A 22038-nucleotide genomic window follows, 5' to 3' on the forward strand; every position below is an offset into this window, starting at 1 on the left:
TTTCAAACAAACGTATTTGGAAACAATTGATCAAGCTCCTCACCAAATCCTGGTGAATAGTTAATCTTTCCATTTATATATATAGCTTGTCCTCTTTGTATGGTTAAAGCGAGAGTACTATCATCATAAAGCAATGCAGAGGACGCATCAACTAAAGAACTTTTATAAAAAAGGTTATATGATAGTTCTCCACCAACTAATAGTTTCCCTCTTTTTGGGTACAGTCCAATTTTCTTCAAATTTTGCAAAGAGATCTGCGAACCATTTTCCAACGGTTCTACTGAGTGAGGTAAAAAGTAAACATGCATTTTATTTTCCCACCATTGCTCCCACTTCTTTCTAACCTTGTCATCTAAAATATCAAATTGAGGTAGAAACATTATTGGAGAAAATCGAACAACTTCCTTAAACCATCTCCACTTATTCATGTCCATTGTTGATATTGCCTGTCCTGATATTCTCACGATTATAGCTGGTATACCAGTCTTTTGACATGTTCTAATCCAATCAATCGTTAACTTTTCTATTGGACATGTTAGCAACAAAGCATAGTCTAAGACCGAATTATAAAGTTCCTTTCTTCTTTTCCTTAAAGTTTTCTCAAAAGAATGAAGAAAAGGGGGTTCAAAAGAAGTGATAACTGTCGTAATACCCTTAGCGATATACCCTTTTTGAATTTGTCGAAAGTCCTTCAAACAAGAATTAACGCCTATTTTAGAATCGTACACTACCTTTGTTGGTGTCATAATAAAAGGTGTTGTGTCCATTCTAGTATGTCTATAATAAGGAAATCCGTTTCTTATTGATGCAAACTTATTATTTTCAATCAGCAAAGAGGTCACTTGTATTTTTGAATCATTTACTAGATGTACATTATCCATAATAAAAGACATGTTTGTCCCACTCCCCCGTATGTACGTTTATACATACGTATGAGATGCATTGGGCAAACATGTCCTATTTATCATGTAAGAAGCGACTCTAAATCTCTAAAGAAATTAGGGTAAGAAACACTAATTGCATCTGGATTCTTCAGATGAATTGGCGTTTCAGAAATGAAGGAAGCAATAGATAACATCATACCAATTCGATGATCATGGAACGATTCTACTTCTGCACCATGTAAATTCGTTGGGCCAATAATTTTCATCCCATCATCTGTTGCTTCAATATTTGCTCCGAGCTTCTTTAACTGAGAAACAACAGAATCTATTCTATTTGTCTCTTTGACTTTTAATTCTTCTGCATCTTTTATAATGGTTTCTCCACTAGCCTGTGTAGCTAATAAAGCAATAATAGGAATCTCATCAATGAGTGTTGGAATAATTTCTCCTCCAACGGTAATACCTTTTAACGTAGAAGTGGAAATAGTAATGCTACCAATAGGTTCCGCTCCTTCAGAAACGTTTTCTTCTACAATCTCCATTTTTGCACCCATTTTTTCAAGGACTCTAATAATACCATTTCTAGTTGGGTTAAGTCCAACATGATGGAGCGTTATGGAACTGCTAGGTGTTATTGCTCCGGCTACTAAGAAAAAAGCTGCGGATGAGATATCTCCTGGTACCGATATGTGTGTAGCTGTTAAATTTTGTGGTCCTCTCACTGCAACTTTTTGATTATGGACCTCCACTGCTCCACCAAATTGACGTATCATTCTTTCTGTGTGATCGCGAGATGTTTCTGGTTCAATGACTGTTGTTATCCCTTTTGTTTGGATACCAGCAAGTAGGATAGCAGATTTAACCTGTGCACTTGCTACAGGTGATGTATAAGTAATGTTTTGTAAATTTCCACCTCGGATAGAAAGAGGAGTGTATTGGCCGCCTTCTCTACCATCGATACTTGCATTCATTTCCCTTAAAGGATCAGTCACCCTTTTCATTGGACGCTTAGCGATTGATTCATCACCGATAATTACCGCATGAATCGGCCTACCTGCTAAAATTCCTAGCATTAACCTGGTAGTTGTTCCTGAATTCCCGACGTCTAAAATATCAATTGGTTCTTTTAGACCGTCCCATCCTTTTCCTATTACAGTTACCTGTTCGTCTTCTATACTTATTTGAACGCCCATCTTGCGAAAGCAATCAACGGTACTTAAGCAGTCATCTCCAAGTAAAAAACCGTCGATCGTAGTTACTCCATTAGCTACCGCCCCAAACATAATAGCTCGATGCGAAATCGACTTATCTCCTGGAACCTTTAATTCACCATGGAGAGATGTATTCTTGTAATGCATTTCACGCATGACATTTCCCCTCCTTACGTTGAGCAAATCAATTCATAATTTGTTTTTTGTTTCAGACATTGATATGCTCTTTCTCGTTCTTTGTAGCTACTGAATGTGATAACTAGGATACCAAATATATCTTCCCTAGTTTCCATAATACGAATGTTTGTTAAAGAAATGGATTGTTCCGCTAAGTATTTAGTAACTTCTGAGATAACACCTGGATAGTCTGGAACATCCACAAATAAATCGAAGAAAGGTGTTTCACTGGTTTCTTGGTAAATCGGCATATTATCCCTAAACTCTTTGGCTTCTGAAAAATACTCTTCTATGGAAGTTGGATTCTCTTGTAATAAGAGGTCTTTCCATTCGTGCATTTCCTTCATCCATGTATCCAATTGTTCTGCTAAGATAACTCTATTTTCAAAGGTAATATCTCTCCACATAATCGGGTTAGACGAAGCAATCCTCGTAATATCTCGGAAGCCTCCAGCAGCAAGTTTTGTTACATCAGGTAAGGTTTCTGAATGTTTTTTTACTTGGTGGACTAAAGAACTTGCAATCATATGTGGAAAATGACTTATCAACGCGGTAACTTGATCATGTTTTCTTTCTGTCGTTTGAATAAACTTTGCTTTGGTCGGCTCCAACCATCTTACTAATTCCGCAACTCTTTCTGGATAATACGTATCAAAAGGAGTTGTTAAAAGATAATAAGCATTTTCAAATAAATGCTCTTTACTAGCTAGAATACCAGACTTATGAGATCCAGCCATTGGATGTCCACCAATATAACAAACACCACTTTGAATAAGAGGCATGGCAGATTGCAGCACTACTTGTTTTACCGAACCAGTATCTGTCACAATCACATTTTCTTTCAGTGGTAGATCTTTTAGCTCTTGTAGAATTTTGCAAGTGACTGAAACAGGAGTACATAGGAAAAGTATATCTATTTCACTAGTTGGGAAATCTTCCTCTAAAATGGAAGCATGAACTTCTTCTACTATCTTTAATGTTTTACTTAATCTTCTAGTCTCTTCATTATCATCAACACCAATAATTGTTGCATTTGGATAACCTTTTTTTATCGCCCTAGCTAAGGAGCCTCCAATTAATCCAAGTCCAACAATGGCGATATTCCCTTTCAACCAGAACTCCTCCTCTATGGACCCTTAACCTAGCCCTAAAATCTCTGTTAAGGCTTGCATTACTTCTATGTTCTGTTCTTCCGTGCCAACAGTAATTCGTAGTGTTCCAGGGAATCCTAGTGCGTTACCAGAACGAACAATGATTCCTTTTTGAAGTAATTTTTCAAATACGACGTCTGAGTCTTGCTTTACATCTATTAGTACAAAGTTTCCTTGAGAGTCAAACATACCAAGTTCATTTTTCTGACAGAATTCAGCGTAAGCTTTAATACCCTTTGAATTTTCCACTCGACAAGATTCAATAAACTTTTGGTCATCGACTGCAATAGCTGCTGCAATTTGCCCTAAACTATTATTATTAAATGGTTCTCTAACTGGCTCAAGTTGTTGAATAATTGATACTGAGCCCATAACATATCCTACACGGAAAGATGCTAATCCATATGCTTTAGAAAACGTACGTGTTATACATGCATTAGGATACTTGTTAAACCATTCCCCGTTATAGGAGGTCTCTTCTTCCGTGATGTATTCGTAGTATGCTTGATCAATTACTACTAAGATATCTTGAGGTACTTTTTCGAGAAATGCCTCCATATCTTTTTGAGGAATATATGTACCTGTAGGATTATTTGGCGAACATAACCAAATAATTGAAGTGCTTTCATTGATAGCTTCGAGCATCCCATTCAAATCATGGTGACCGTCTTCTAAAAGAGGTATCTCGATAGACTCTGCACCTTCTAAAGTAGCGTTATGTTTGTACTGAGGGAATGTTGGAGTTGCCATAATTGTGTTCTTCCCAGGCTCTAATAATGCTCTACTAATGATTAAAATAATCTCATCAGAGCCATTCCCAAATAGAAGTTGAGTAGGTGATACATTGTGCAAATCCGCAACTTTACGTCGCAGTTCAGTTGCAGCTCCGTCAGGATATAAAGCGAAGGTATTTAAAGAATTAGCCAATTCTTGTTGTACACTTGCAGATGAGCCAAATGGATTTTCATTTGATGCAAGTTTAATTATTTTATTTAACCCATATTTTTCTTTTACTTGAGCAGAAGTCATTCCTGGTTTATAAGCTGATAGTGTCGATACTTGTTTTTTCCATTTCATACTATACACATCCTTCTTTACTTCTTTAAGTCGGGCCTTAGCGATACTGCTCTTTCTTGATACACATGAATAATGGCTTCTGGTTTCTGACTTGTATTAACGTGCATCATTACTCGAATACATTTCTTAATAGCGCCTTGAATATCTAATTCTTGCATACAAACTACTGGTACATATGTCCACCCTTCCATCTTACGCAACGCTTTGGCTGGAAAAACTTCCTTCAAGTCTGGAGTAGCGGAAATAAAAATGGAAGCTATATCATCTAAATGAATAGAATTTTCTTTCACCATTTCCCCTAATAACTCTTTTGTTTTTAAGAGAATTTCTTCTTCCTTATCATTCTCAACGGTTGTTGCTCCACGTATTCCCCTAATCATTGCATCATCATTCCTTTCCCTGTCCAAAGAGTGCATAAGTAATGAAATGCTGCTTTTGCTTTTTCATAAGAAACTTCTTGCATCTTTGGTTGGCCTATTGAAGAAAGTAAAACAAAATTAGGCTTTTGAGATTGATTCTTTTTATCTCGTTTCATCGCGTTCCATAATGAATCGAATGGTAGCGTGAGTAAGATATCACCTACATACCCTAATTCTTTTAGGTATGATATATAAGAATGTATCGTAAATGGATTTTTAGAATCATTCAACTCACTGAGAAGTAAAGCATACGTCATTCCTATTGTAATGGCTTCTCCATGAGAAATAGATCCATACTTTGCAACATTCTCAATCGCATGTCCCAGTGTGTGTCCAAAGTTTAAATAAGCTCTAGTCCCACTTTCAAATTCATCTTTCTCTACAATAGCCTTCTTCACTACCATACCTTCTAGCAACAATTCACTCATATCGGATTCCATCAATGCCTCTAAAGAAGGTATTTGTTTTTTTATTTTGTTTAAAAACTCTGGAGAAGATATCCACCCATGTTTCATCACTTCGCCAAATCCAGACAAGCGCTCTCTCTTTGGAAGTGATTGCAAAAAGATAGTATCGTAGTATACTCCATCTGGAGGATAAAATGAACCAATACTATTTTTGGCTAATGGATGATTAACTGCTACCTTGCCTCCAATCGCACTGTCATGAGCAAGTATGGTTGTAGGTACTTGTATGAAAGAAATCCCTCTCATGTATGTAGATGCAAAGAATCCAGTTACATCTCCAACCGCTCCACCACCAAACGCAATTGCTACGGATTTACGATCTAATCCAAAAGTGATTGCTTGATCCATAAGGTTAGAATATATATCTAATCTTTTTCCTTCTTCACCCGGAGGTATGAATACAATATGTGCAGATTCAGGCAGATATTTTTTTACCTTCTCTCCATGTAACTTCCAAATAATTTCGTCTGTTATAACAAATATGGCTGTTGGATTGGATTTATCTAACCAACCTCCTAATGACGGTAAAGCTTTATTACCGATGACAACAGGGTACGTTCGGTCTTTCGCATTTACTTGTAACGTTGTCATTAGAATTCACGCGCCTGTTGTCTAAATTCCTGAATTTGTTTCTTTAGGACTTCATATTGATCAGAGTGGAATTGTTCTACGATTGCATTTGCTAGTTCAAAAGCTACTACATGTTCCGCTACAACACTAGCAGCAGGTACTGCACAAGAATCAGAACGCTCAATACTTGCTGCAAAAGGTTCTTTTGAATCAATATCCACACTTTGTAATGGCTTGTAAAGGGTTGGAATTGGCTTCATTACCCCTTTTACCACGATAGGCATACCAGTGGTCATTCCACCTTCAAACCCACCTAATCTATTCGTTCTTCTTGTATATCCTTTCTCCTTGTCCCAAAGAATTTCGTCATGTACTTCACTTCCTGGTTTTCTTGCCATCTCAAATCCTAAACCGAATTCTACACCTTTAAATGCATTGATACTCATAATTGCCATCGCAATCTTTGCATCTAACTTTCTGTCATAATGAACGTAACTTCCGATTCCAGCTGGCATGCCTTCAACCACTACTTCTACGACACCACCAATAGAATCTCCGTTCTCCTTCGCATCATCAATTGCTTTCATCATTTCTACTTCTTTTTCTTTATCCATACAACGCACTGGTGAATCTTCTGTGATTTTTGCTACTTCCTTTACAGATTCAACAGGGATATCTTTTGCTACAATACCACCAATTTCTCTTACATAACCAACTATGTTAATCCCTAGCCCAGCTAAAAAGGACTTTGCTACAGCTCCTACTGCTACCCGAACAGTTGTCTCCCTAGCGCTAGAGCGTTCTAATACATTTCTAAGGTCTCGATGTCCATATTTAATTCCACCATTAAGATCGGCATGCCCAGGTCGAGGACGAGAAATCACTCTCTTCACTTCTTTTGCTACTTCTTCCTCTAAAGGCTCTGCTCCCATAATCTTTGTCCAGTGCGTCCAGTCTTTATTTTCTACCACTAGGGCAACTGGTGATCCCAATGTCTTCCCATGTCTAACACCTGAAAGGACTTGAGCTTGATCTTTCTCAATTTGCATTCTTCTACCACGACCATGTCCTTTTTGTCTACGGGATAACTCCTGATTAATTTCTTCCGCTAGCAAAGGCATTCCTGCTGGAAGTCCCTCAATAATCGTAGTTAATTGTGGTCCATGTGACTCTCCGGCTGTTAAATATCTAAGTGACATAACACTTTCCCCCTTCAACTCGTTAAAGTTATTTATCACTATAACATAGGTGTTCTTTTATTTCATCTAAAAAATAGTATGTGCGTCTAATAAAGCTTTTTTCATATCCTAGATATATTTATTAGTATAAGTAATTTTTTAGTAAATCCCAAAGGATATGGCTACTAAACTAACAAAAGAAGCCTAACATATTAGTTAAGCTTCTTCTTTCAAAATTGCACATAAACATAGTTTTGTTATGACGTAATTTTCCGATAAAAAAAGGTGTCTTCTGTGGCAAATTGATATTGAGATGGATTAAAAATTTGTTCCGTACTTCCAACAAAGAATACACCACCAGGCTTAAGGGCATCATTAAATTTTTTATACAATTGATCTTTAGCCTCTTCTGTGAAATAGATAAGTACATTACGACAAACAATTAAATCATAATCTGACTGAAACGGATCTGCTAATAAATTTTGCTTTTTAAACGTTACCGTTTTCTTAATCTCTTCATCTATCTTGAACATACTACCTTCAAGTGTGAAAAATTGTTGTTTTTTATCAGTAGGCACTTCTAATAAAGATCTTTCTGGATAAAGCCCGATTTTTGCTCTACTTATAGCATTCTCATCAAGATCAGTAGCTGTAATAGAAATAGAACGTAAAGGCATGAAATTTGATAGCACCATAGCCAACGTATACGGCTCTTCGCCTGTTGAACAAGCAGCACTCCATACTTTTAATGGCTTGCCATTATTTTGTTCTATTAATCTAGGTAATATTTTTTGTTCTAATACTTCCCAACGCTTTCCATTTCGATAAAATTCAGACACATTAATGGTCATACGGTCTAAAAATTCATCTAAGATTTTTGCATCTTTCTGAATGGCTTCGAAAAAGTCATTAAAGTTCGAGAAGCCCAACTTTTCATAAAGTGCTATTAACCTTCTTTTCATTTGTGCTTCTTTATAAAGTACTAAATCTATTCCTGTTTTCCTTTTAATTTGTTGAGTGAATTTTATATAATCATCCAATTGGGTACCCTCACATTCTAGTCAGAAAATCTATACTTACTTTATCGGCATAACCTATACTGTTATAAAGAGAAATGACAGCTTTTGTTTTCTTTTCAAGTAAAAAGCCTTTAAGAGTTAGGCTCTTAAAGGCTTTTTTTCATTACACGATCCAAGCAGCTAATGTGCGCTCATATGAAACTAGTTCATTCGGTTGAAAGAATAAACCGATTTCACGTACTGCACTTTCAGGTGAATCAGATCCGTGAATAATGTTTTTACCAGTAAATACTGCAAAATCTCCACGGATTGTGCCTGGAGCTGCTTCCACTGGATTTGTTTTCCCCATCATCTGACGAGCAGTTGTAATGACTTGATCCCCTTCCCAAACCATTGCAAATACAGGTCCAGAAGTAATGAAGTCCACTAATTCTCCAAAGAATGGACGCTCAGAATGCTCAGCATAATGCTGTCTTGCTACTACTTCCGAAACGTTCATTAATTTTGCCCCTACTAATGAAAACCCCTTTTTTTCAAAACGTGAGACAATTTCCCCAATTAAATTTCTTTGTACCCCATCCGGTTTAATCATTAAGAATGTTCGTTCCAACACTCCCACTCCCCTTTGTATGTATAGGTTTCTACTAGATAACCACTTTAAATGGTATCAGAAGTTTCACGTTTTGACAACGTTTTCATTGAATATTTTTACAGAATATATTTGGGATTATTCTTATTTAAAGTGTTAGTAACCATCTATCTAAGGGACTACATTGGGGTTCCTACTACAGGGGAGTCTGGTGTTATTATGGTAAGGATACTCAGTTAAGAATGGACGACATGACGTCGTCAACACAGCGTTGTTATTGTTCACGTAACAAAAAAACAGATGAACGTCTTACATTCATCTGCCTAATATATAGTGTATTTTCTACCTATGATTTTCTCTTACCTATGTATAACGCAATGTCTTTGAGCGTCTTTTTTATTTTTTGATCCGGCAATCGGTCCACTACTTTTAGAGCTTTTTGTAAGTATGCCTGACTTACTTTGTAAGATTTTTCTATTGCGTCTGAGTTTTTGATTTTTTCAAGCACAACTTCTAATTGCTCTTTCGGCATATCTTCATAAATCGATTCTAAAAGCTCCGCAATTTCCTTATCTTCTCTAGCAAAGAGTACTGGTAATGTGATATTTCCCTGTAGGAGGTCACCACCTGCTGGCTTACCGAGTTCCTTTTCCGTCGCGGTAAAATCCAGAATGTCATCAATAATTTGATAGGACATCCCTACATAATATCCGTACAACCATAAATTACGATGTACATTTTTTGAAGCACCTGCTGCTATACCACCTAATTGACAACTTACGGCGATTAATAAAGCTGTCTTTCGCTTAATCCGCCTAAAATATGTTTTTACATGCTGGTCCATAACATATTTGTCTTTAATTTGTTCTACTTCACCTAAACAAACTTCTACAATTGTTTCTGCAAGTATTTTATGGGCTTCTTCGGACTCAATGGCAGACATATATTCCAAAGAACGCGCAAAAATATAATCGCCTGTATACATAGCAATTCTGTTACCATGAATTGCTTTAATTGTTTTTTTTCCACGACGAGTCTCTGCATCATCAATTACATCATCATGTACCAAGGAAGCCATATGGATTAATTCTAGTGCAACAGCAACATGTTTCACTTTTTCAATATCGTAATCCCCAAACTTAGCACTTAATAATACAAATACGGGTCGGATGCGTTTTCCGCCCGCTTGTATAAATTGTAAAGAAGCATCATTTAAAAGAGAGGAATTAGAACGTATAGCCATTTCTAGTTCTCGTTCTATAACGTCGATGTCAGACTTTAAGAACGAGTACATAAATGATAGTTTCATTCTCTGTCCTCCTTAAACTGTTCCCCCGGTTTTTCGACCAAAATGAGTTGCGGCTACTCCACCTGTATGCGCTTTGTAGGAGACCTCATTGAAACCTGCTTGACCAAAAAGAGAAGCTAACTCTTTCATTCCCGGGAAGTCCGAAGCAGATTCCTGCAACCAAGAATATTCGTCATAGCTTTTTGCAAATACTTTTCCTAAAACAGGCATCACAAATTTAAAATAAGCGTAATATCCTTGTCTAAAAACAGGCATCGTTGGTTGAGAAGTTTCTAAACAAACAGCTAACCCACCAGGTTTAAGGACACGATTCATTTCTTTTAACACCTGCAGGTAGTCAGGGACATTTCTCAAACCAAAACCTATTGTTACGAAATCAAAAGACTCATCTTCAAAAGGCAGTTGCATTGCATTTCCGTGAATTAATTGGATATTCTCATACGACTCAACTTTCTTTTCCCCGATAGAAAGCATATTTTTACTAAAATCCAGTCCAATAACTTGCCCATTGGTTCCTACCGCTTCCGCAAGCGCAATAGTCCAATCAGCCGTCCCACAACAAACATCAAGTGCTTTTGCACCTTTTGGAACGTTCATCATTTTCATCGTTTTCTTTCTCCAACGAACATGTTGTTGAAAACTTATTACAGAATTCATTTTATCGTACTGTCCAGAGATTTTTTCAAACACTCCATGGACACGTTGTTCTTTTGACTGCATTCCCTCACCCTTCTTCTGCTAAATACTGTTCTTTTCTCTGTTGGCGAAAATATTCAACTATCTCTTGTGATGCAGACCAGTATTTTTTTACAATTGTCTGAAACTGTATCTGTCGGTCATCCAATTCATTTTCTAACAAAGACAACACCGATTCAGTTTTATCTTTTTTCGCTATTGCTTGTAAATTAAGTAAAAATGGTGTAATGATTCTTTTTTTCCAATTCTCCAGTTCTACTTCTAACCTTTTAATAATAAGACCTTCTGAGACTATCTTTATCTCATCATTTAAATGAAAATGCTGAAGTACATGTACTAACATGGAATCGTCTATGATTGACTGAATAGTAAGTAACTCTTTCATGGAGTTTGCTTCTGATAATTTAAGTTTAATTTTTGATTCATTCACATTTCTAATTGCCTTTGATAAACGCAATAAAAAGGGAGTATCTCCTAGCAAAGCAACAGATTTATAGTAAAGACCACTTAAATAGTCACCAGCGAGAACAGTAAGTTGTCGCTCTTTTAGAGATGGACCATTCGTTATTACTTGTTCGTGTGTATTCAACGCTAACTCCATCAATAGAGCAGACTCCAAGTACTTTTTATAGTTTGTATGTTGGCCTTTAAGTAGGTAGATAAATAGTTGTACTCTCTCTTCGTCAAAAGTGGGTTGGGAAATGACTGAAAATAAATAAGGGTGCTGATACTTAGCTTTTAAACCAGTGATGAGCTCCCGTGTTTGTTGTTGGATGGTAGTATTGTTTTTCATGTCGATTCCCCATTTCTACTTTCAAACGTTAATAAAGTTATGTAATCGCTTGTAAAAAATATTGTCACTTTATACCTTAGTATACCACAATAGAAAAATTGGAATTCCATTTCCCTAACGTTAGGATTTAGGTTCCGATTCCACTTCTCCGTGGTGAGAATAAATCTTAGCATGCCCTCTAACTTTAATTGCAGATGTATGTTCCGTAAACTGCGCAATCATGACTTCTCCACGATCTAATTTTTCAGCGTGATGAAAACGTGTATCTGTTCCACGAGTCAAACCTATAACTTGTACCCCATCCTGTTGGGCTTTTATAACGACGAAATCACTTCCAGATTGACTCATTGCCAAACACTCCTATCAAAATAAACTGTTTATAATCTAAGTACATGATACCGATTTTTTCTGTGTTAATGCAAGTATTAACGTATTTATTATAGTTTAACAGGTTATTTTTCTTTTCACTTACTATTTTTATTTATATAGGGCAAAATCCTACCATTATTTGTACTATTTAATTTATAGATTATTGGTGAATGACAATAGCCTGGTTGCATCCTTCATTGTTAGTAATTATGTTGTAAATAGAAAGAAATAAATGCAAAAAAATGACTGATGAGTGTAATACTCATCAGTCATTTAATTTACATTTTTATGTAATTATTTCACAGCATCCTTAAGGGCTTTACCTGGTTTGAAAGCAGGTACCTTACTTGCTGCGATTTCGATCTCTTCACCTGTTTGTGGGTTACGACCTTTACGAGCCGCACGCTCACGAACTTCGAAGTTTCCGAAACCGATTAATTGTACTTTATCACCTTTAGCTAGAGTTTCTTGGATTGATTCAAATACAGCGTCAACCGCTTTAGTTGCATCCTTCTTAGAAAGCTCAGCTGCTTCAGCAACAGCATTAATTAGATCTGTCTTGTTCATGCTAGTCACCTCCTCCCAAGCGTTTCAAGGTTAGTTAAACAGTTGCTCAACTAATTTGTAGTTGTTAATCAGTCGTATCCTAATTAGCGTAAAATATACTTGTATTTATTAAATTCAAGAAAACCGCGGTAGAATCGACTTTTATCAACAATTCTGTTAGTAGATTATCACATAAAAATATCTCATGCAAGAAATAATAAAGATTTATTGGAAAACTTTGTTTAATTTTCTGTTTTATTTCATTTTTCATTGATTTCTAGGGTGTTATAAGGCAAAATAATATATTTCTTTTAGGGTTTCATACTATTTTCATAGCAGTGGTCAGTGTTTTTAAGATTTCCTTTAAGAGTAAAACTACTGAGAATGATTAATATGCGGAGCAATTTGCGGAGATAGCGTTGAATCGTAATAGTTAGTACAGGTTACATAATTAAGACATTCATCTAAGAGCTGACCACATCAAGTGGCTAACGATGAGTTGTTACTGGTCACGTAATAAAAAAGAACTGCTTAAGGATTTCTCCAAAAGCAGTTCACTTTATTTTAAAGGATGATAGCGATTAATCCACCAGATCCCTCGTTGATAATTCTTTCTAATGTCTCTTTTAGTTTGTAACGCGCATTTTCAGGCATTAACGACAGCTTCGCTTGAATACCTTCTCGAACAATGGAGCTTAAGCTTCTACCGAAGATATCAGAGTTCCAGATGGAAAGTGGATCGTCCTCAAAGTCTTGCATTAGATAACGAACAAGCTCTTCACTTTGCTTTTCCGTCCCAATAATAGGAGCAAACTCTGACTCTACATCCACTTTAATCATATGGATGGAAGGTGCTACAGCTTTTAGCCTTACACCAAAACGTGGACCTTGACGAATGATTTCTGGCTCCTCTAAACTCATGTCTGCAAGGGATGGAGAGGCAATTCCATAACCTGTTTGTTTCACCATCTTTAATGCGTCACTAATTTGATCATATTCTTGCTTAGCATGAGCAAAGTCCTGCATTAACTCTAGTAAATGATCTTTTCCTCTAATTTCTACACCAACGATTTCTTTGAGCACTTCATCATATAGCTCATCAGGTGCAAATAGATCGATTTCTGCAACACCCTGCCCCATTTCCATTCCAGCAAGCCCAGCTCTTTCAATAAAGTCAAACTCGCTAAATTGTCCTACTACAAAGTCTACATCGCGCAGACGCTTAATATCTTTCACTGTTTCCCGAACAGCTTCTTGATAGTTTTCACGTAACCAATGATTTTCTCTTAAAACCATAACCCAAGAAGGTAAGTTAACGTTTACTTCTAGTACTGGGAACTCATATAATGCTTCTCTTAACACATTATAAATGTCGTTCTCTCTCATGCTTTCAACAGACATCGCTAAAACTGGTATGTCATATTTATCAGAAAGCTGTACACGTAGTGTTTCCGTTTCTGGGTGATGAGGGCGACTAGTATTAATAATCATGATGAACGGCTTACCTACTTCTTTTAACTCTTCTACAACTCTCTCTTCTGCTTCTAGGTAGTCGTAACGTGGAATTTCACCAATACTACCATCTGTCGTAATACAGATTCCAATCGTCGAATGCTCTTGAATTACTTTTCTAGTACCAATTTCGGCAGCTTCATGGAATGGAATTGGCTCTTCATACCATGGTGTATGAATCATTCTTGGACCATTTTCATCTTCATATCCTTTTGCACCTGGTACTGTGTAACCTACACAATCCACTAGTCTAACATTTACTTCTAGACCTTCTGCTACATCTACTTGAGCAGCAGTATTTGGAACAAATTTAGGTTCCGTTGTCATAATTGTTTTTCCTGATGCACTTTGAGGTAATTCATCTAAAGCTCTAGCACGATCTGATTCATTTTCCATATTAGGGATTACCACTAACTCCATAAACTTCTTGATAAAAGTGGATTTACCTGTTCTTACTGCTCCTACAACTCCTAGGTAAACATCCCCACCAGTTCTTTCTGCAATATCTCTAAAAATATCTACTCTCTCCAAAGGGTTTCCCTCCTATCATTCGCTTCAACGGTCTTTACTTCCGTTTTAGTTGGACAGTATATATCTATGATGTTGTCCTATTAATCTATGCTTGTTTTTGAAGGTTTTTTTTATTTTGTAGTAGAAATGTATGAAAAAATTTATATGAAACAAAAAACCCTTCTATATCAACGTATGGTTGAACAGAAGGGTTATGACTGTTTTTACTTATTTTTTTATTAATTGCGGTTCTCCATCACTATTAATCTCCATAGGGAGTGCATAGGCTGGTGCTACCGGATGGGCTTGCGCCAAGGCATGAAGTGGATTCTCGCTTGTCTTTATTTTTTGATCTTCTTGCATCATTTTCATTAAATCCGAGCGGTAATCTACTAAAATCTCTCCTTGTCCTGTTATGAAAAAGTCTAATGGTTGACCGGAATAAGGACTAATTACATAGGGAGGTTCCTCATAACCAATTTTATCGTACCGTAAACGATAGACGTTATGCGCAATTTCCTCTCCAAATGGAGGAAAACCTTGTGCTTGAATTCTAATCTTTATAGTTCTAATGGTTTCTGCAATCCTTAAATCCACTACTTTAACAGTCGGATTATCTTCTACGTCAATTAAAACGTATTGATAGATTCCACCGTTTTCAAATGCATTACCTGGAGCCTCTGCCATATATTTTGGTGCTAACAACATAAAATCTATCGGATATTTTATGTACGTCGGTGTCTCCATCTCTCGAGTTTTAATAGGTAAAAGTCCACCGTTTTCTGCTTGATATTTGCTCACTGCCATTTGTACCGAAGCTAATTGGTCTTCGTACGGTATTTGGTTCTGAGCCAACTCACTAGTTGGATACATACACCCGGTTAATAAAGTTAAAAGCAGGAGAATAACAAGAACGTTCATTTTTTTCATTTGTTTTCTCCTTTCTTAACTCATTGTAGGTCCACTCATAACGATATAAAAAATTATTAGTCCGCTTGTTATAACGGATAAATACGCTAGAGCAGCTGTAATGCCTCTTAAGAATTTATTTTTAAATTTATACCTACTTAAAAAGATTAAACCTATCGCTACAAACATAAGAACCATTGCACCGAAAGATATGTACATACGGAGCATTGCTGTTGACATGCTGTTTTCTCCCCTTTGTGTCTCTTTTATATACTTGTCCAGTTCGTATTATAGCACAATTTTTACCTGTATGCGCCTTCATCTTAGGGATGAATCTGTTTGTTGTTTTATAGGGGAGATTGGGTTAAGAGCAGGTGACGTAACCGATACCACGCTAAAACCAAGCCACGTCACGTGGCTAACGCCTGGTAGTCGCGTCACGCGACCAACACCTGGTACTTGCGTCACAGATATTCCTTGGCCTTCGGATGGACACTCGGTTAAGTACAGGCCACATCACCGATACCACGCTAAGACCAAGCCACGTCACGTGGCTAACGCCTGGTAGTCGCGTCACGCGACCAACGCCTGGTGCTTGCATCACGCAAGCAAAAAGGCTAAAGCAGGTGGGGCGTCACCCTCGCTTTAGCCTTTTGGACCCTACACCCTAACCCGCGATGGAAGTAGTGTATTCTTTATATCGTATTCCTTCGTAAGCGGTTTGCACCTGTTAAATGCCTACTTTAGAAAAATCTTTTATTCTTTTGAGCTCCAAAGGTTGACAAGGTCCTCTAATTCACTCGTTTTAGTTCTTCCCATTAGAGCGTCAACAGCTTCTTTTGCAGATACCCCTTCAAATAATACAGAGTGCAAAGCATTGGTAATCGGCATGTTCACATCGTATTCTTTTGCCAGTTGGTGAGCAGCTTTTGTTGTACGAACTCCTTCTACTACCATACCCATTTGGGATAAAACCTCTTCTAATGGCATTCCTTTTCCTAACATATTCCCCGCTCGCCAGTTTCGTGAATGAACAGAAGTACACGTAACGATCAAGTCACCTATGCCAGTTAATCCTGAAAAAGTTAACGGATTTGCACCCATACGAGTTCCTAGTCTAGCTATCTCAGCTAATCCTCTAGTGATTAACGCTGCTTTTGCGTTATCTCCGTAACCTAATCCATCGGTAATACCCGCTGCTAGAGCAATAATATTTTTTAGCGCTCCACCAATTTCAACCCCAATTAAGTCCGGGTTAGTATACACACGGAAAGACTGATTCATAAATAGGTCTTGTACTTTTTCTGCAGCCTTCATTTCTTTCGAAGATACTGTCACTGTTGTGGGATGACGTAATACTACTTCTTCGGCATGACTTGGTCCTGATAAAACTACCACGTGTGCTGGGTGACTACTTGTATACTCTTCTTCAATCATTTCGGTAATACGTTTTAGACTATCAGGCTCAATTCCTTTTGAAACGTGAACTAAAATGACAGAACTATTAACATAAGCAGAAACCTCCTGCACTACCTGCCTAATCGCTTTGGTAGGAACAGCTAGTACAATGATCTCAACATCTTGCACAGCTGCTCTCATGTTATCAAATCCAATAATATTAGAAGAAAGAGTGACTCCTGGCAAATAACGTTCATTTGAATGGTAATCGTTAATCTCTGTTACTTGGTCCATTCTATGAGACCAAAGTAGAACAGTATGATCATTGTCTGCAAGAACTAGCGCAAGAGCTGTTCCCCAACTTCCAGCTCCCAAAAGCGCAACTGTTTGTTTCATGATACCCCTCCTTCCGCTATTTACGTACGTTTACGAGAAATTAAACGGATTGGTGTCCCTTCAAAGCCAAATGCTTGTCTAATTTGATTTTCTAAGAAACGTTCATACGAGAAGTGCATAATCTCAGGCTCATTTACAAATACAACAAACGTAGGTGGTTTTACAGCCACTTGAGTTGCATAATAAATACGTAAACGTCTACCCTTGTCTTGAGGTGTTGGATTCATCGCAATTGCATCCATAATTACTTCATTTAAGATACTAGATTGTACACGCATAGAGTGATTTTCACTTACTGTGTCAATTATTGGTAACAACGTGTTCACACGTTGTTTGGTAACAGCTGATAAATAGACAATCGGTGCATAATCCAAGTATTTAAAGTGTTCACGAATATTCTCTTCGAACTCTTTCATTGTCTTATCATTTTTCTCAATGGCATCCCATTTATTGACTACAATAATGACACCTTTTCCAGCTTCATGTGCATATCCTGCAATTTTTTTATCTTGTTCACGGATACCCTCTTCCGCGTTTAACACGACTAAGACAACGTCGGAACGTTCAATAGCTCGTAAAGCACGTAGTACACTATACTTTTCGGTAGACTCATACACTTTTCCTTTTTTACGCATGCCGGCAGTGTCAATAATTACATAATCTTTTTCTCCGACAGTTAACTTTGAGTCTACTGCATCACGAGTTGTTCCTTCAATGTCACTAACTATGACACGATCTTCTCCTAGTAAGGCATTAACAAGAGAAGATTTTCCTACATTAGGACGTCCAATCAAACTGAACTTGATTGTATCCTCTCCATAGTCTTCTTCTTCTATTTCAGGGAAATGGTTTACCACTGTATCTAACAAATCACCTAATCCTAATCCATGAGAACCGGAAATCGGATGCGGATCACCAAATCCTAATGAATAGAAATCATAGATTTGCTCTCTCATTTCTGGATTATCTACTTTATTAACTGCTAAAACAACTGGCTTCTTTGTTCGATAAAGTATTTTAGCTACGTTTTCATCTGCATCTGTCACCCCTTCACGACCATTGGTCATAAAGATGATTACATCCGCTTCTTGAATTGCAATTTCCGCTTGCTGTCTAATTTGTTCCATAAATGGCGCATCACTGATTTCTATACCACCCGTATCAATGATGTTAAAATCTGTCGTTAACCATTCTCCTGAACTATAAAGTCTATCTCTTGTTACTCCTGGTGTATCTTCTACAATAGACACACGCTCTCCAACTATGCGATTAAATATTGTGGATTTACCTACGTTTGGTCTACCAACAATCGCTACTACTGGTTTTGTCATGTTTGGTCATTCCTTTATCAACTTATTTTGCATGTAATTTATTTTATTTTAAAGCCTCTGTAAATACTTCATTTAATAGAGCAATTTAAACGGTGTCAAGACTAACTATATAAAGTAAAATCACTCATTACTTTACAAAGCTTAATAAATAAAACCCCCTCATAATAGAAGGGGTCAGCTTTACTATAGTACCAATAGAGAAGTATTTTGGCAATGTATTCATTAGTGCTTCACAATAATAAATACATCGGGTGTCACTTCATGTGCAATCCCATCTAGAATATACTCTAAGTTGGATGATACTAATTTCAGTTCCTCTTCGTCGTCACAATGAAAGACAGCTATACCACTCGGAACTTTTCTCGGACTGGTAGTTATGGCAGCTAAGATTCCTTTTTCAAAGATCATTTCAGCTTCCGTCCTTTCTTATTTGCCTTAGACTCTGTAGGCATTCTAACTGCATGTTCTAACGTTGGTACACTTCGTAAAATTTCCAAGGCTTTTTCTTCATCCTTCACTTGAGGTAAGACGAAAACACCTACTCGTCCATCATCTAAATCTCTTTTTGCTAAAGGAGCTAAAGCAGGATTTCCGGAGTCTTTAAAAATGCCAAGAGCAGTGGACATGTCATGTAAAATTGCTTGTCTTTGTCCTAAGTTTGAAATAGTTGTTTGGGCGTCAAACGACTTTGGAGTAAGGATGAATCCCATACCGTATTCCATTATTTGTTCTTGCCTACTACGTAATCCAATATTCATGATATATATGTTATCAATGTATAAACCGGCACCATCAAAACGAATTGGAAACGGTTCCACTTCTACTATATCCCCCAAGTGACTCCCATCCATTAAAATCCTTGAAGCATAGAAACAAACGATAGCTACAATTATTGCCACATAAAAGTTAAATACTAAATAGCTAAAAGTAACTAATAAAGAAGTAAATATAACTAAGTAGTTTCTTGATTCAAATGCCATGGCAATACCCTCGATATAAGTAGCACCTCTTGGAACTAATTCAAGCCCATCTAATCTTGATAATGTTTCGCGTTCCATATTTCGCACTTCTCGGAATTGAGAAGCTGCTAAAGTCAGAAATGTAATAGCCGTAAATTCTTCTTCCATTATTGCTGGTATAGCAATTGTTCCTAACCCAGCTGCGATAAATCCTAGAGCGATGTGAATAATCTTCCCATGTAAATGAGTAGGATACTGCCTGTAATCAGTACGTAACATATACATCCTAGTTAAAGTTCCTGAAATAACGCCAAGAAGAATGGGATAAACATATTCATTCATATAAGGTATCACTCTTTCTCTTAGTTTGATAAGTTGATTTGTTCAGGGTTGTTGAAATTCCAAAGAGATATGCAAGTGTAAGGATAAAGAATAATAACAAATAGGTGTAGGCTAACATCTGACCATTACCATTTCCGAAAAAAGGTCTATATAAGTGGAGCGGATATAACACACTACATAAAAGAAACTCCATAAAAAGATGCATGAAAAAAATTCTACTCATTTTGTCATAGATAGACATACTGGAAAAAGAATATAACAAAACAAGACAGATAATCGGGCTAATAAAAGGATAGAAGTACATTAAGACTATGGGATCATATAAGTTCCACAATTCCACGCCAGCAAGCATCGTACCCCCACACCATATAGTTAAAACGAGAGAGCGAATTTTCACTTTGCTAGATGGATGAATGACATAAATCACACAGATTAGCAGGAGAAATAAATAACTGCTGGAAATGGAAATTAGACCAAAAAGAGTCATTTCATACGGAATGAAAATCAAAAATAGTAAACAACAAACACTTATGTATAACCTAGAACGATTCTTATTTTGAAAGAAAGTCGACCAGAACCATACACCCCACACAACACCTATAAGCAAGATAGACATCTCAACACCTCCTACTATGCCCAGTATGTTTCTAAATTACTTAGAATAATCATCATTTGTTTGAAAAGAATAGAAGAAACGGAATTGTTGGTTTTATTAATGGGTGAAAGGAGGAATTTCATTATGGGTAAAGATCGTCAAGAGAAGAAATTAAAAGCAAGTGGAAGAGTAGAATCAGACCGTGACCAAGCTCTCCATTACGATGGAGCTACTAAGCTTGAGAGTGCGGAGGAAGCTAGGAAGAATCAAAAGGGTTAAGTAAAAGGGCTGTGTAAAAAAGTAACTGCACAGGGATTTCCACTGCAGGGGGACGCTTTCCACGGGGCGGGTTGCTGAGCCTCCTCGTCGCGGTAGTTCGCGCTCCTGTGGGGTCTCAGTAACCCACCTTTCCCGTAGGAGTCGCCCCCTTCCGCTCCAATCCAAAAAAAATATTGCGTAAAGCACTAATCCTGCAGTATTTTAAACTCTAATTCAACACCAAAAAGGTACATTCGTTTTCGAATGCACCTTTTTAGTTTTATCCTGAACTCTTTTGTATTATATAGCTTCTTAACGCCTATAGCTCATTTCCACACTATCCATACCTCTTTGCCTTAACCAACGATCTATATTTTCACCGTATATAAGAGGAGCAGCAGATAAATCATCAATCTCATGCGCACCTACCGCACACATCATAAAACGCAAGTCTTCATGCCATTCATGTAAAAAAGAAACAGTATCTTCTATCCCGTTATCTTTCACATGTTTCAACACAACACCTGCAATACCAACGAACTTAGCTCCTAGTGATAAGCACTTTAACACGTCTAAAGCATTCTGGATACCACCAGAAGCTATGATCGTCTTGGAAGGGTTCACAGCTGCAGCTTCCAGTAAAGACACAGCAGTAGGAACACCCCATTCATGAAAGAAATCTAGTGCCCTAGGTCTTCTTAAGTTCTCAATCTTAGCAAAGTTGGTACCACCAAATCCACCAATATCAATGGCGGAGATGGATGTTTCATTTAACTTCTGAATTGTATCTTGTGACATACCAAATCCGGTTTCCTTTACAATCACAGGAACTGAAAGCTCATCGGATATGCGTTGAATTCTCTCAAGAGCCCCTTTAAAATCACGGTCTCCTTCAGGCATTGCTAATTCTTGAATGACATTTAAGTGAATCTGAAGTGCATTCGCTTCTAGCATTTCCACTGCTTCTTTCGCTTGATCTACCGTCGCTTCACTCCCTAGATTTCCCATGATAAATCCAGTTGGATTTTCTTTCCTAACAATGGCATAGGACTCTCTTTCTTCACGAGAACGTAAAGCAGCCATTTGAGAGCCTACGGCCAGCGCAAGACCGCATTCTCGAGCAATGACAGATAACTTTTGGTTCCATTCTAGCGTTTCTTTTCCTCCACCACCGGTCATGGCGTTGATAAAAATGGGCGAACTTAACGAAAGTTCGCCCATTTTACTATGAAGAGAAACGTGTTCGACGCTAGAATTTGGTAAACTTTGATGAACGAAATTCACTTCGTCTAACAATGTAGATCTACTTTGACCTGTTTGCAAAGCATTGGTGATATGATCTAGTTTACGTTGTTGTCTGGACACGTTTGTTC

24 protein-coding genes are annotated in these 22038 nt (G+C 37.3%); 1 reads left to right on the plus strand and 23 read right to left on the minus strand.

The window, feature by feature from the left end:
• Positions 1-2: 2 nt before the first annotated feature.
• The 22 genes from G8O30_RS06830 to G8O30_RS16250 form a co-directional block, all read right to left on the minus strand.
• Positions 3-893, minus strand: a complete 891-nt coding sequence (locus tag G8O30_RS06830; protein WP_239674225.1) for a hypothetical protein — start codon at positions 891-893, stop codon at positions 3-5.
• A 71-nt stretch (positions 894-964) separates the two neighbouring features.
• Entirely contained in the window at positions 965-2251 is a 1287-nt protein-coding gene (aroA, locus tag G8O30_RS06835; RefSeq protein WP_239674226.1) for a 3-phosphoshikimate 1-carboxyvinyltransferase, read from the minus strand.
• A gap of 14 nt (positions 2252-2265) precedes the next feature.
• Positions 2266-3384 carry a prephenate dehydrogenase gene (locus G8O30_RS06840; RefSeq protein ID WP_239674227.1) on the minus strand — a complete coding sequence of 373 codons (1119 nt, stop codon included), beginning with the start codon at positions 3382-3384 and terminating at the stop codon, positions 2266-2268.
• Between the two features lie 24 nt (positions 3385-3408).
• Complete coding sequence (hisC, locus tag G8O30_RS06845; protein WP_239674228.1) at positions 3409-4500, minus strand: histidinol-phosphate transaminase; 1092 nt, start codon at positions 4498-4500, stop codon at positions 3409-3411.
• Positions 4501-4517: 17 nt separating this feature from the next.
• Positions 4518-4880, minus strand: a complete 363-nt coding sequence (gene aroH, locus G8O30_RS06850) for a chorismate mutase (protein ID WP_239674229.1) — start codon at positions 4878-4880, stop codon at positions 4518-4520.
• Positions 4877-5977 (minus strand): 3-dehydroquinate synthase, encoded by a 1101-nt coding sequence (gene aroB, locus G8O30_RS06855; RefSeq protein ID WP_239674230.1) that lies wholly within the window; start codon positions 5975-5977, stop codon positions 4877-4879. Before aroB ends, aroH begins: the two co-directional genes overlap by 4 nt.
• Positions 5977-7155: a chorismate synthase gene (gene aroC, locus G8O30_RS06860; protein ID WP_239674231.1), complete on the minus strand. Its 1179-nt coding sequence runs from the start codon at positions 7153-7155 to the stop codon at positions 5977-5979. The genes aroB and aroC overlap by 1 nt, the downstream gene beginning before the upstream one ends.
• A gap of 236 nt (positions 7156-7391) precedes the next feature.
• Entirely contained in the window at positions 7392-8174 is a 783-nt protein-coding gene (locus G8O30_RS06865) for a CheR family methyltransferase (RefSeq protein WP_239674232.1), read from the minus strand.
• A gap of 142 nt (positions 8175-8316) precedes the next feature.
• On the minus strand, positions 8317-8763 hold the full coding sequence (gene ndk / locus G8O30_RS06870; protein WP_239674513.1) for a nucleoside-diphosphate kinase: 447 nt from the start codon (positions 8761-8763) through the stop codon (positions 8317-8319).
• Positions 8764-9088: 325 nt separating this feature from the next.
• Positions 9089-10051 carry a heptaprenyl diphosphate synthase component II gene (gene hepT, locus G8O30_RS06875; protein ID WP_239674233.1) on the minus strand — a complete coding sequence of 321 codons (963 nt, stop codon included), beginning with the start codon at positions 10049-10051 and terminating at the stop codon, positions 9089-9091.
• A gap of 12 nt (positions 10052-10063) precedes the next feature.
• Positions 10064-10771, minus strand: a complete 708-nt coding sequence (locus G8O30_RS06880) for a demethylmenaquinone methyltransferase (RefSeq protein WP_239674234.1) — start codon at positions 10769-10771, stop codon at positions 10064-10066.
• Between the two features lie 4 nt (positions 10772-10775).
• Positions 10776-11540, minus strand: coding sequence for a heptaprenyl diphosphate synthase component 1 (locus tag G8O30_RS06885; protein ID WP_239674235.1), 765 nt, complete (start codon positions 11538-11540; stop codon positions 10776-10778).
• Between the two features lie 120 nt (positions 11541-11660).
• Entirely contained in the window at positions 11661-11888 is a 228-nt protein-coding gene (gene mtrB, locus G8O30_RS06890) for a trp RNA-binding attenuation protein MtrB (protein ID WP_239674236.1), read from the minus strand.
• Between the two features lie 315 nt (positions 11889-12203).
• Complete coding sequence (locus tag G8O30_RS06895; RefSeq protein WP_239674237.1) at positions 12204-12476, minus strand: HU family DNA-binding protein; 273 nt, start codon at positions 12474-12476, stop codon at positions 12204-12206.
• Between the two features lie 543 nt (positions 12477-13019).
• Positions 13020-14498 carry a stage IV sporulation protein A gene (gene spoIVA / locus G8O30_RS06900; RefSeq protein WP_239674238.1) on the minus strand — a complete coding sequence of 493 codons (1479 nt, stop codon included), beginning with the start codon at positions 14496-14498 and terminating at the stop codon, positions 13020-13022.
• A gap of 207 nt (positions 14499-14705) precedes the next feature.
• Entirely contained in the window at positions 14706-15407 is a 702-nt protein-coding gene (locus G8O30_RS06905; protein ID WP_239674239.1) for a hypothetical protein, read from the minus strand.
• A gap of 15 nt (positions 15408-15422) precedes the next feature.
• On the minus strand, positions 15423-15626 hold the full coding sequence (locus tag G8O30_RS06910) for a DUF2768 domain-containing protein (RefSeq protein WP_239674240.1): 204 nt from the start codon (positions 15624-15626) through the stop codon (positions 15423-15425).
• Between the two features lie 516 nt (positions 15627-16142).
• The gene (locus G8O30_RS06915) at positions 16143-17180 is read right to left on the minus strand and encodes an NAD(P)H-dependent glycerol-3-phosphate dehydrogenase (protein ID WP_239674241.1); all 1038 of its coding nucleotides are present in this window, start codon (positions 17178-17180) and stop codon (positions 16143-16145) included.
• A 20-nt stretch (positions 17181-17200) separates the two neighbouring features.
• The gene (gene der / locus G8O30_RS06920) at positions 17201-18511 is read right to left on the minus strand and encodes a ribosome biogenesis GTPase Der (RefSeq protein WP_239674242.1); all 1311 of its coding nucleotides are present in this window, start codon (positions 18509-18511) and stop codon (positions 17201-17203) included.
• Between the two features lie 222 nt (positions 18512-18733).
• Entirely contained in the window at positions 18734-18919 is a 186-nt protein-coding gene (locus G8O30_RS06925) for a capping complex subunit for YIEGIA (RefSeq protein ID WP_239674243.1), read from the minus strand.
• Positions 18916-19812 (minus strand): YIEGIA family protein, encoded by an 897-nt coding sequence (locus G8O30_RS06930; protein WP_239674244.1) that lies wholly within the window; start codon positions 19810-19812, stop codon positions 18916-18918. Before G8O30_RS06930 ends, G8O30_RS06925 begins: the two co-directional genes overlap by 4 nt.
• A complete protein-coding gene (locus G8O30_RS16250; RefSeq protein WP_420844604.1) occupies positions 19805-20428 on the minus strand; it encodes a YphA family membrane protein in 624 nt (207 codons plus the stop codon). Before G8O30_RS16250 ends, G8O30_RS06930 begins: the two co-directional genes overlap by 8 nt.
• Before the next feature lie 123 nt (positions 20429-20551).
• Here G8O30_RS16250 and G8O30_RS06935 point away from each other — a divergent pair, with 123 nt between their 5' ends.
• Positions 20552-20686: a YpzI family protein gene (locus G8O30_RS06935; protein ID WP_239674245.1), complete on the plus strand. Its 135-nt coding sequence runs from the start codon at positions 20552-20554 to the stop codon at positions 20684-20686.
• Positions 20687-20977: 291 nt separating this feature from the next.
• Here G8O30_RS06935 and fni read toward each other — a convergent pair whose 3' ends face one another.
• Positions 20978-22030 (minus strand): type 2 isopentenyl-diphosphate Delta-isomerase, encoded by a 1053-nt coding sequence (gene fni, locus G8O30_RS06940; protein ID WP_239674246.1) that lies wholly within the window; start codon positions 22028-22030, stop codon positions 20978-20980.
• Positions 22031-22038 lie beyond the last annotated feature (8 nt).

This window comes from Mangrovibacillus cuniculi (genome assembly GCF_015482585.1).
Classification (GTDB): domain Bacteria; phylum Bacillota; class Bacilli; order Bacillales; family R1DC41; genus Mangrovibacillus; species Mangrovibacillus cuniculi.

What these genes read in the sequence shown, in the direction of transcription:
- G8O30_RS06880 (WP_239674234.1), bottom strand. Translation starts at nt 10,771, where the DNA reads ATGCAGTCAAAAGAACAACGTGTCCATGGAGTGTTTGAAAAAATCTCT.
- G8O30_RS06925 (WP_239674243.1), bottom strand. Translation starts at nt 18,919, where the DNA reads ATGATCTTTGAAAAAGGAATCTTAGCTGCCATAACTACCAGTCCGAGA.
- G8O30_RS16250 (WP_420844604.1), bottom strand. Translation starts at nt 20,428, where the DNA reads ATGTCTATCTTGCTTATAGGTGTTGTGTGGGGTGTATGGTTCTGGTCG.
- G8O30_RS06830 (WP_239674225.1), bottom strand. Translation starts at nt 893, where the DNA reads ATGTCTTTTATTATGGATAATGTACATCTAGTAAATGATTCAAAAATA.
- aroH (WP_239674229.1), bottom strand. Translation starts at nt 4,880, where the DNA reads ATGATTAGGGGAATACGTGGAGCAACAACCGTTGAGAATGATAAGGAA.
- G8O30_RS06915 (WP_239674241.1), bottom strand. Translation starts at nt 17,180, where the DNA reads ATGAAACAAACAGTTGCGCTTTTGGGAGCTGGAAGTTGGGGAACAGCT.
- aroB (WP_239674230.1), bottom strand. Translation starts at nt 5,977, where the DNA reads ATGACAACGTTACAAGTAAATGCGAAAGACCGAACGTACCCTGTTGTC.
- G8O30_RS06885 (WP_239674235.1), bottom strand. Translation starts at nt 11,540, where the DNA reads ATGAAAAACAATACTACCATCCAACAACAAACACGGGAGCTCATCACT.
- der (WP_239674242.1), bottom strand. Translation starts at nt 18,511, where the DNA reads ATGACAAAACCAGTAGTAGCGATTGTTGGTAGACCAAACGTAGGTAAA.
- hepT (WP_239674233.1), bottom strand. Translation starts at nt 10,051, where the DNA reads ATGAAACTATCATTTATGTACTCGTTCTTAAAGTCTGACATCGACGTT.
- hisC (WP_239674228.1), bottom strand. Translation starts at nt 4,500, where the DNA reads ATGAAATGGAAAAAACAAGTATCGACACTATCAGCTTATAAACCAGGA.
- aroA (WP_239674226.1), bottom strand. Translation starts at nt 2,251, where the DNA reads ATGCGTGAAATGCATTACAAGAATACATCTCTCCATGGTGAATTAAAG.
- G8O30_RS06910 (WP_239674240.1), bottom strand. Translation starts at nt 15,626, where the DNA reads ATGTCAACAGCAATGCTCCGTATGTACATATCTTTCGGTGCAATGGTT.
- G8O30_RS06930 (WP_239674244.1), bottom strand. Translation starts at nt 19,812, where the DNA reads ATGAATGAATATGTTTATCCCATTCTTCTTGGCGTTATTTCAGGAACT.
- mtrB (WP_239674236.1), bottom strand. Translation starts at nt 11,888, where the DNA reads ATGAGTCAATCTGGAAGTGATTTCGTCGTTATAAAAGCCCAACAGGAT.
- G8O30_RS06895 (WP_239674237.1), bottom strand. Translation starts at nt 12,476, where the DNA reads ATGAACAAGACAGATCTAATTAATGCTGTTGCTGAAGCAGCTGAGCTT.
- G8O30_RS06935 (WP_239674245.1), top strand. Translation starts at nt 20,552, where the DNA reads ATGGGTAAAGATCGTCAAGAGAAGAAATTAAAAGCAAGTGGAAGAGTA.
- aroC (WP_239674231.1), bottom strand. Translation starts at nt 7,155, where the DNA reads ATGTCACTTAGATATTTAACAGCCGGAGAGTCACATGGACCACAATTA.
- G8O30_RS06905 (WP_239674239.1), bottom strand. Translation starts at nt 15,407, where the DNA reads ATGAAAAAAATGAACGTTCTTGTTATTCTCCTGCTTTTAACTTTATTA.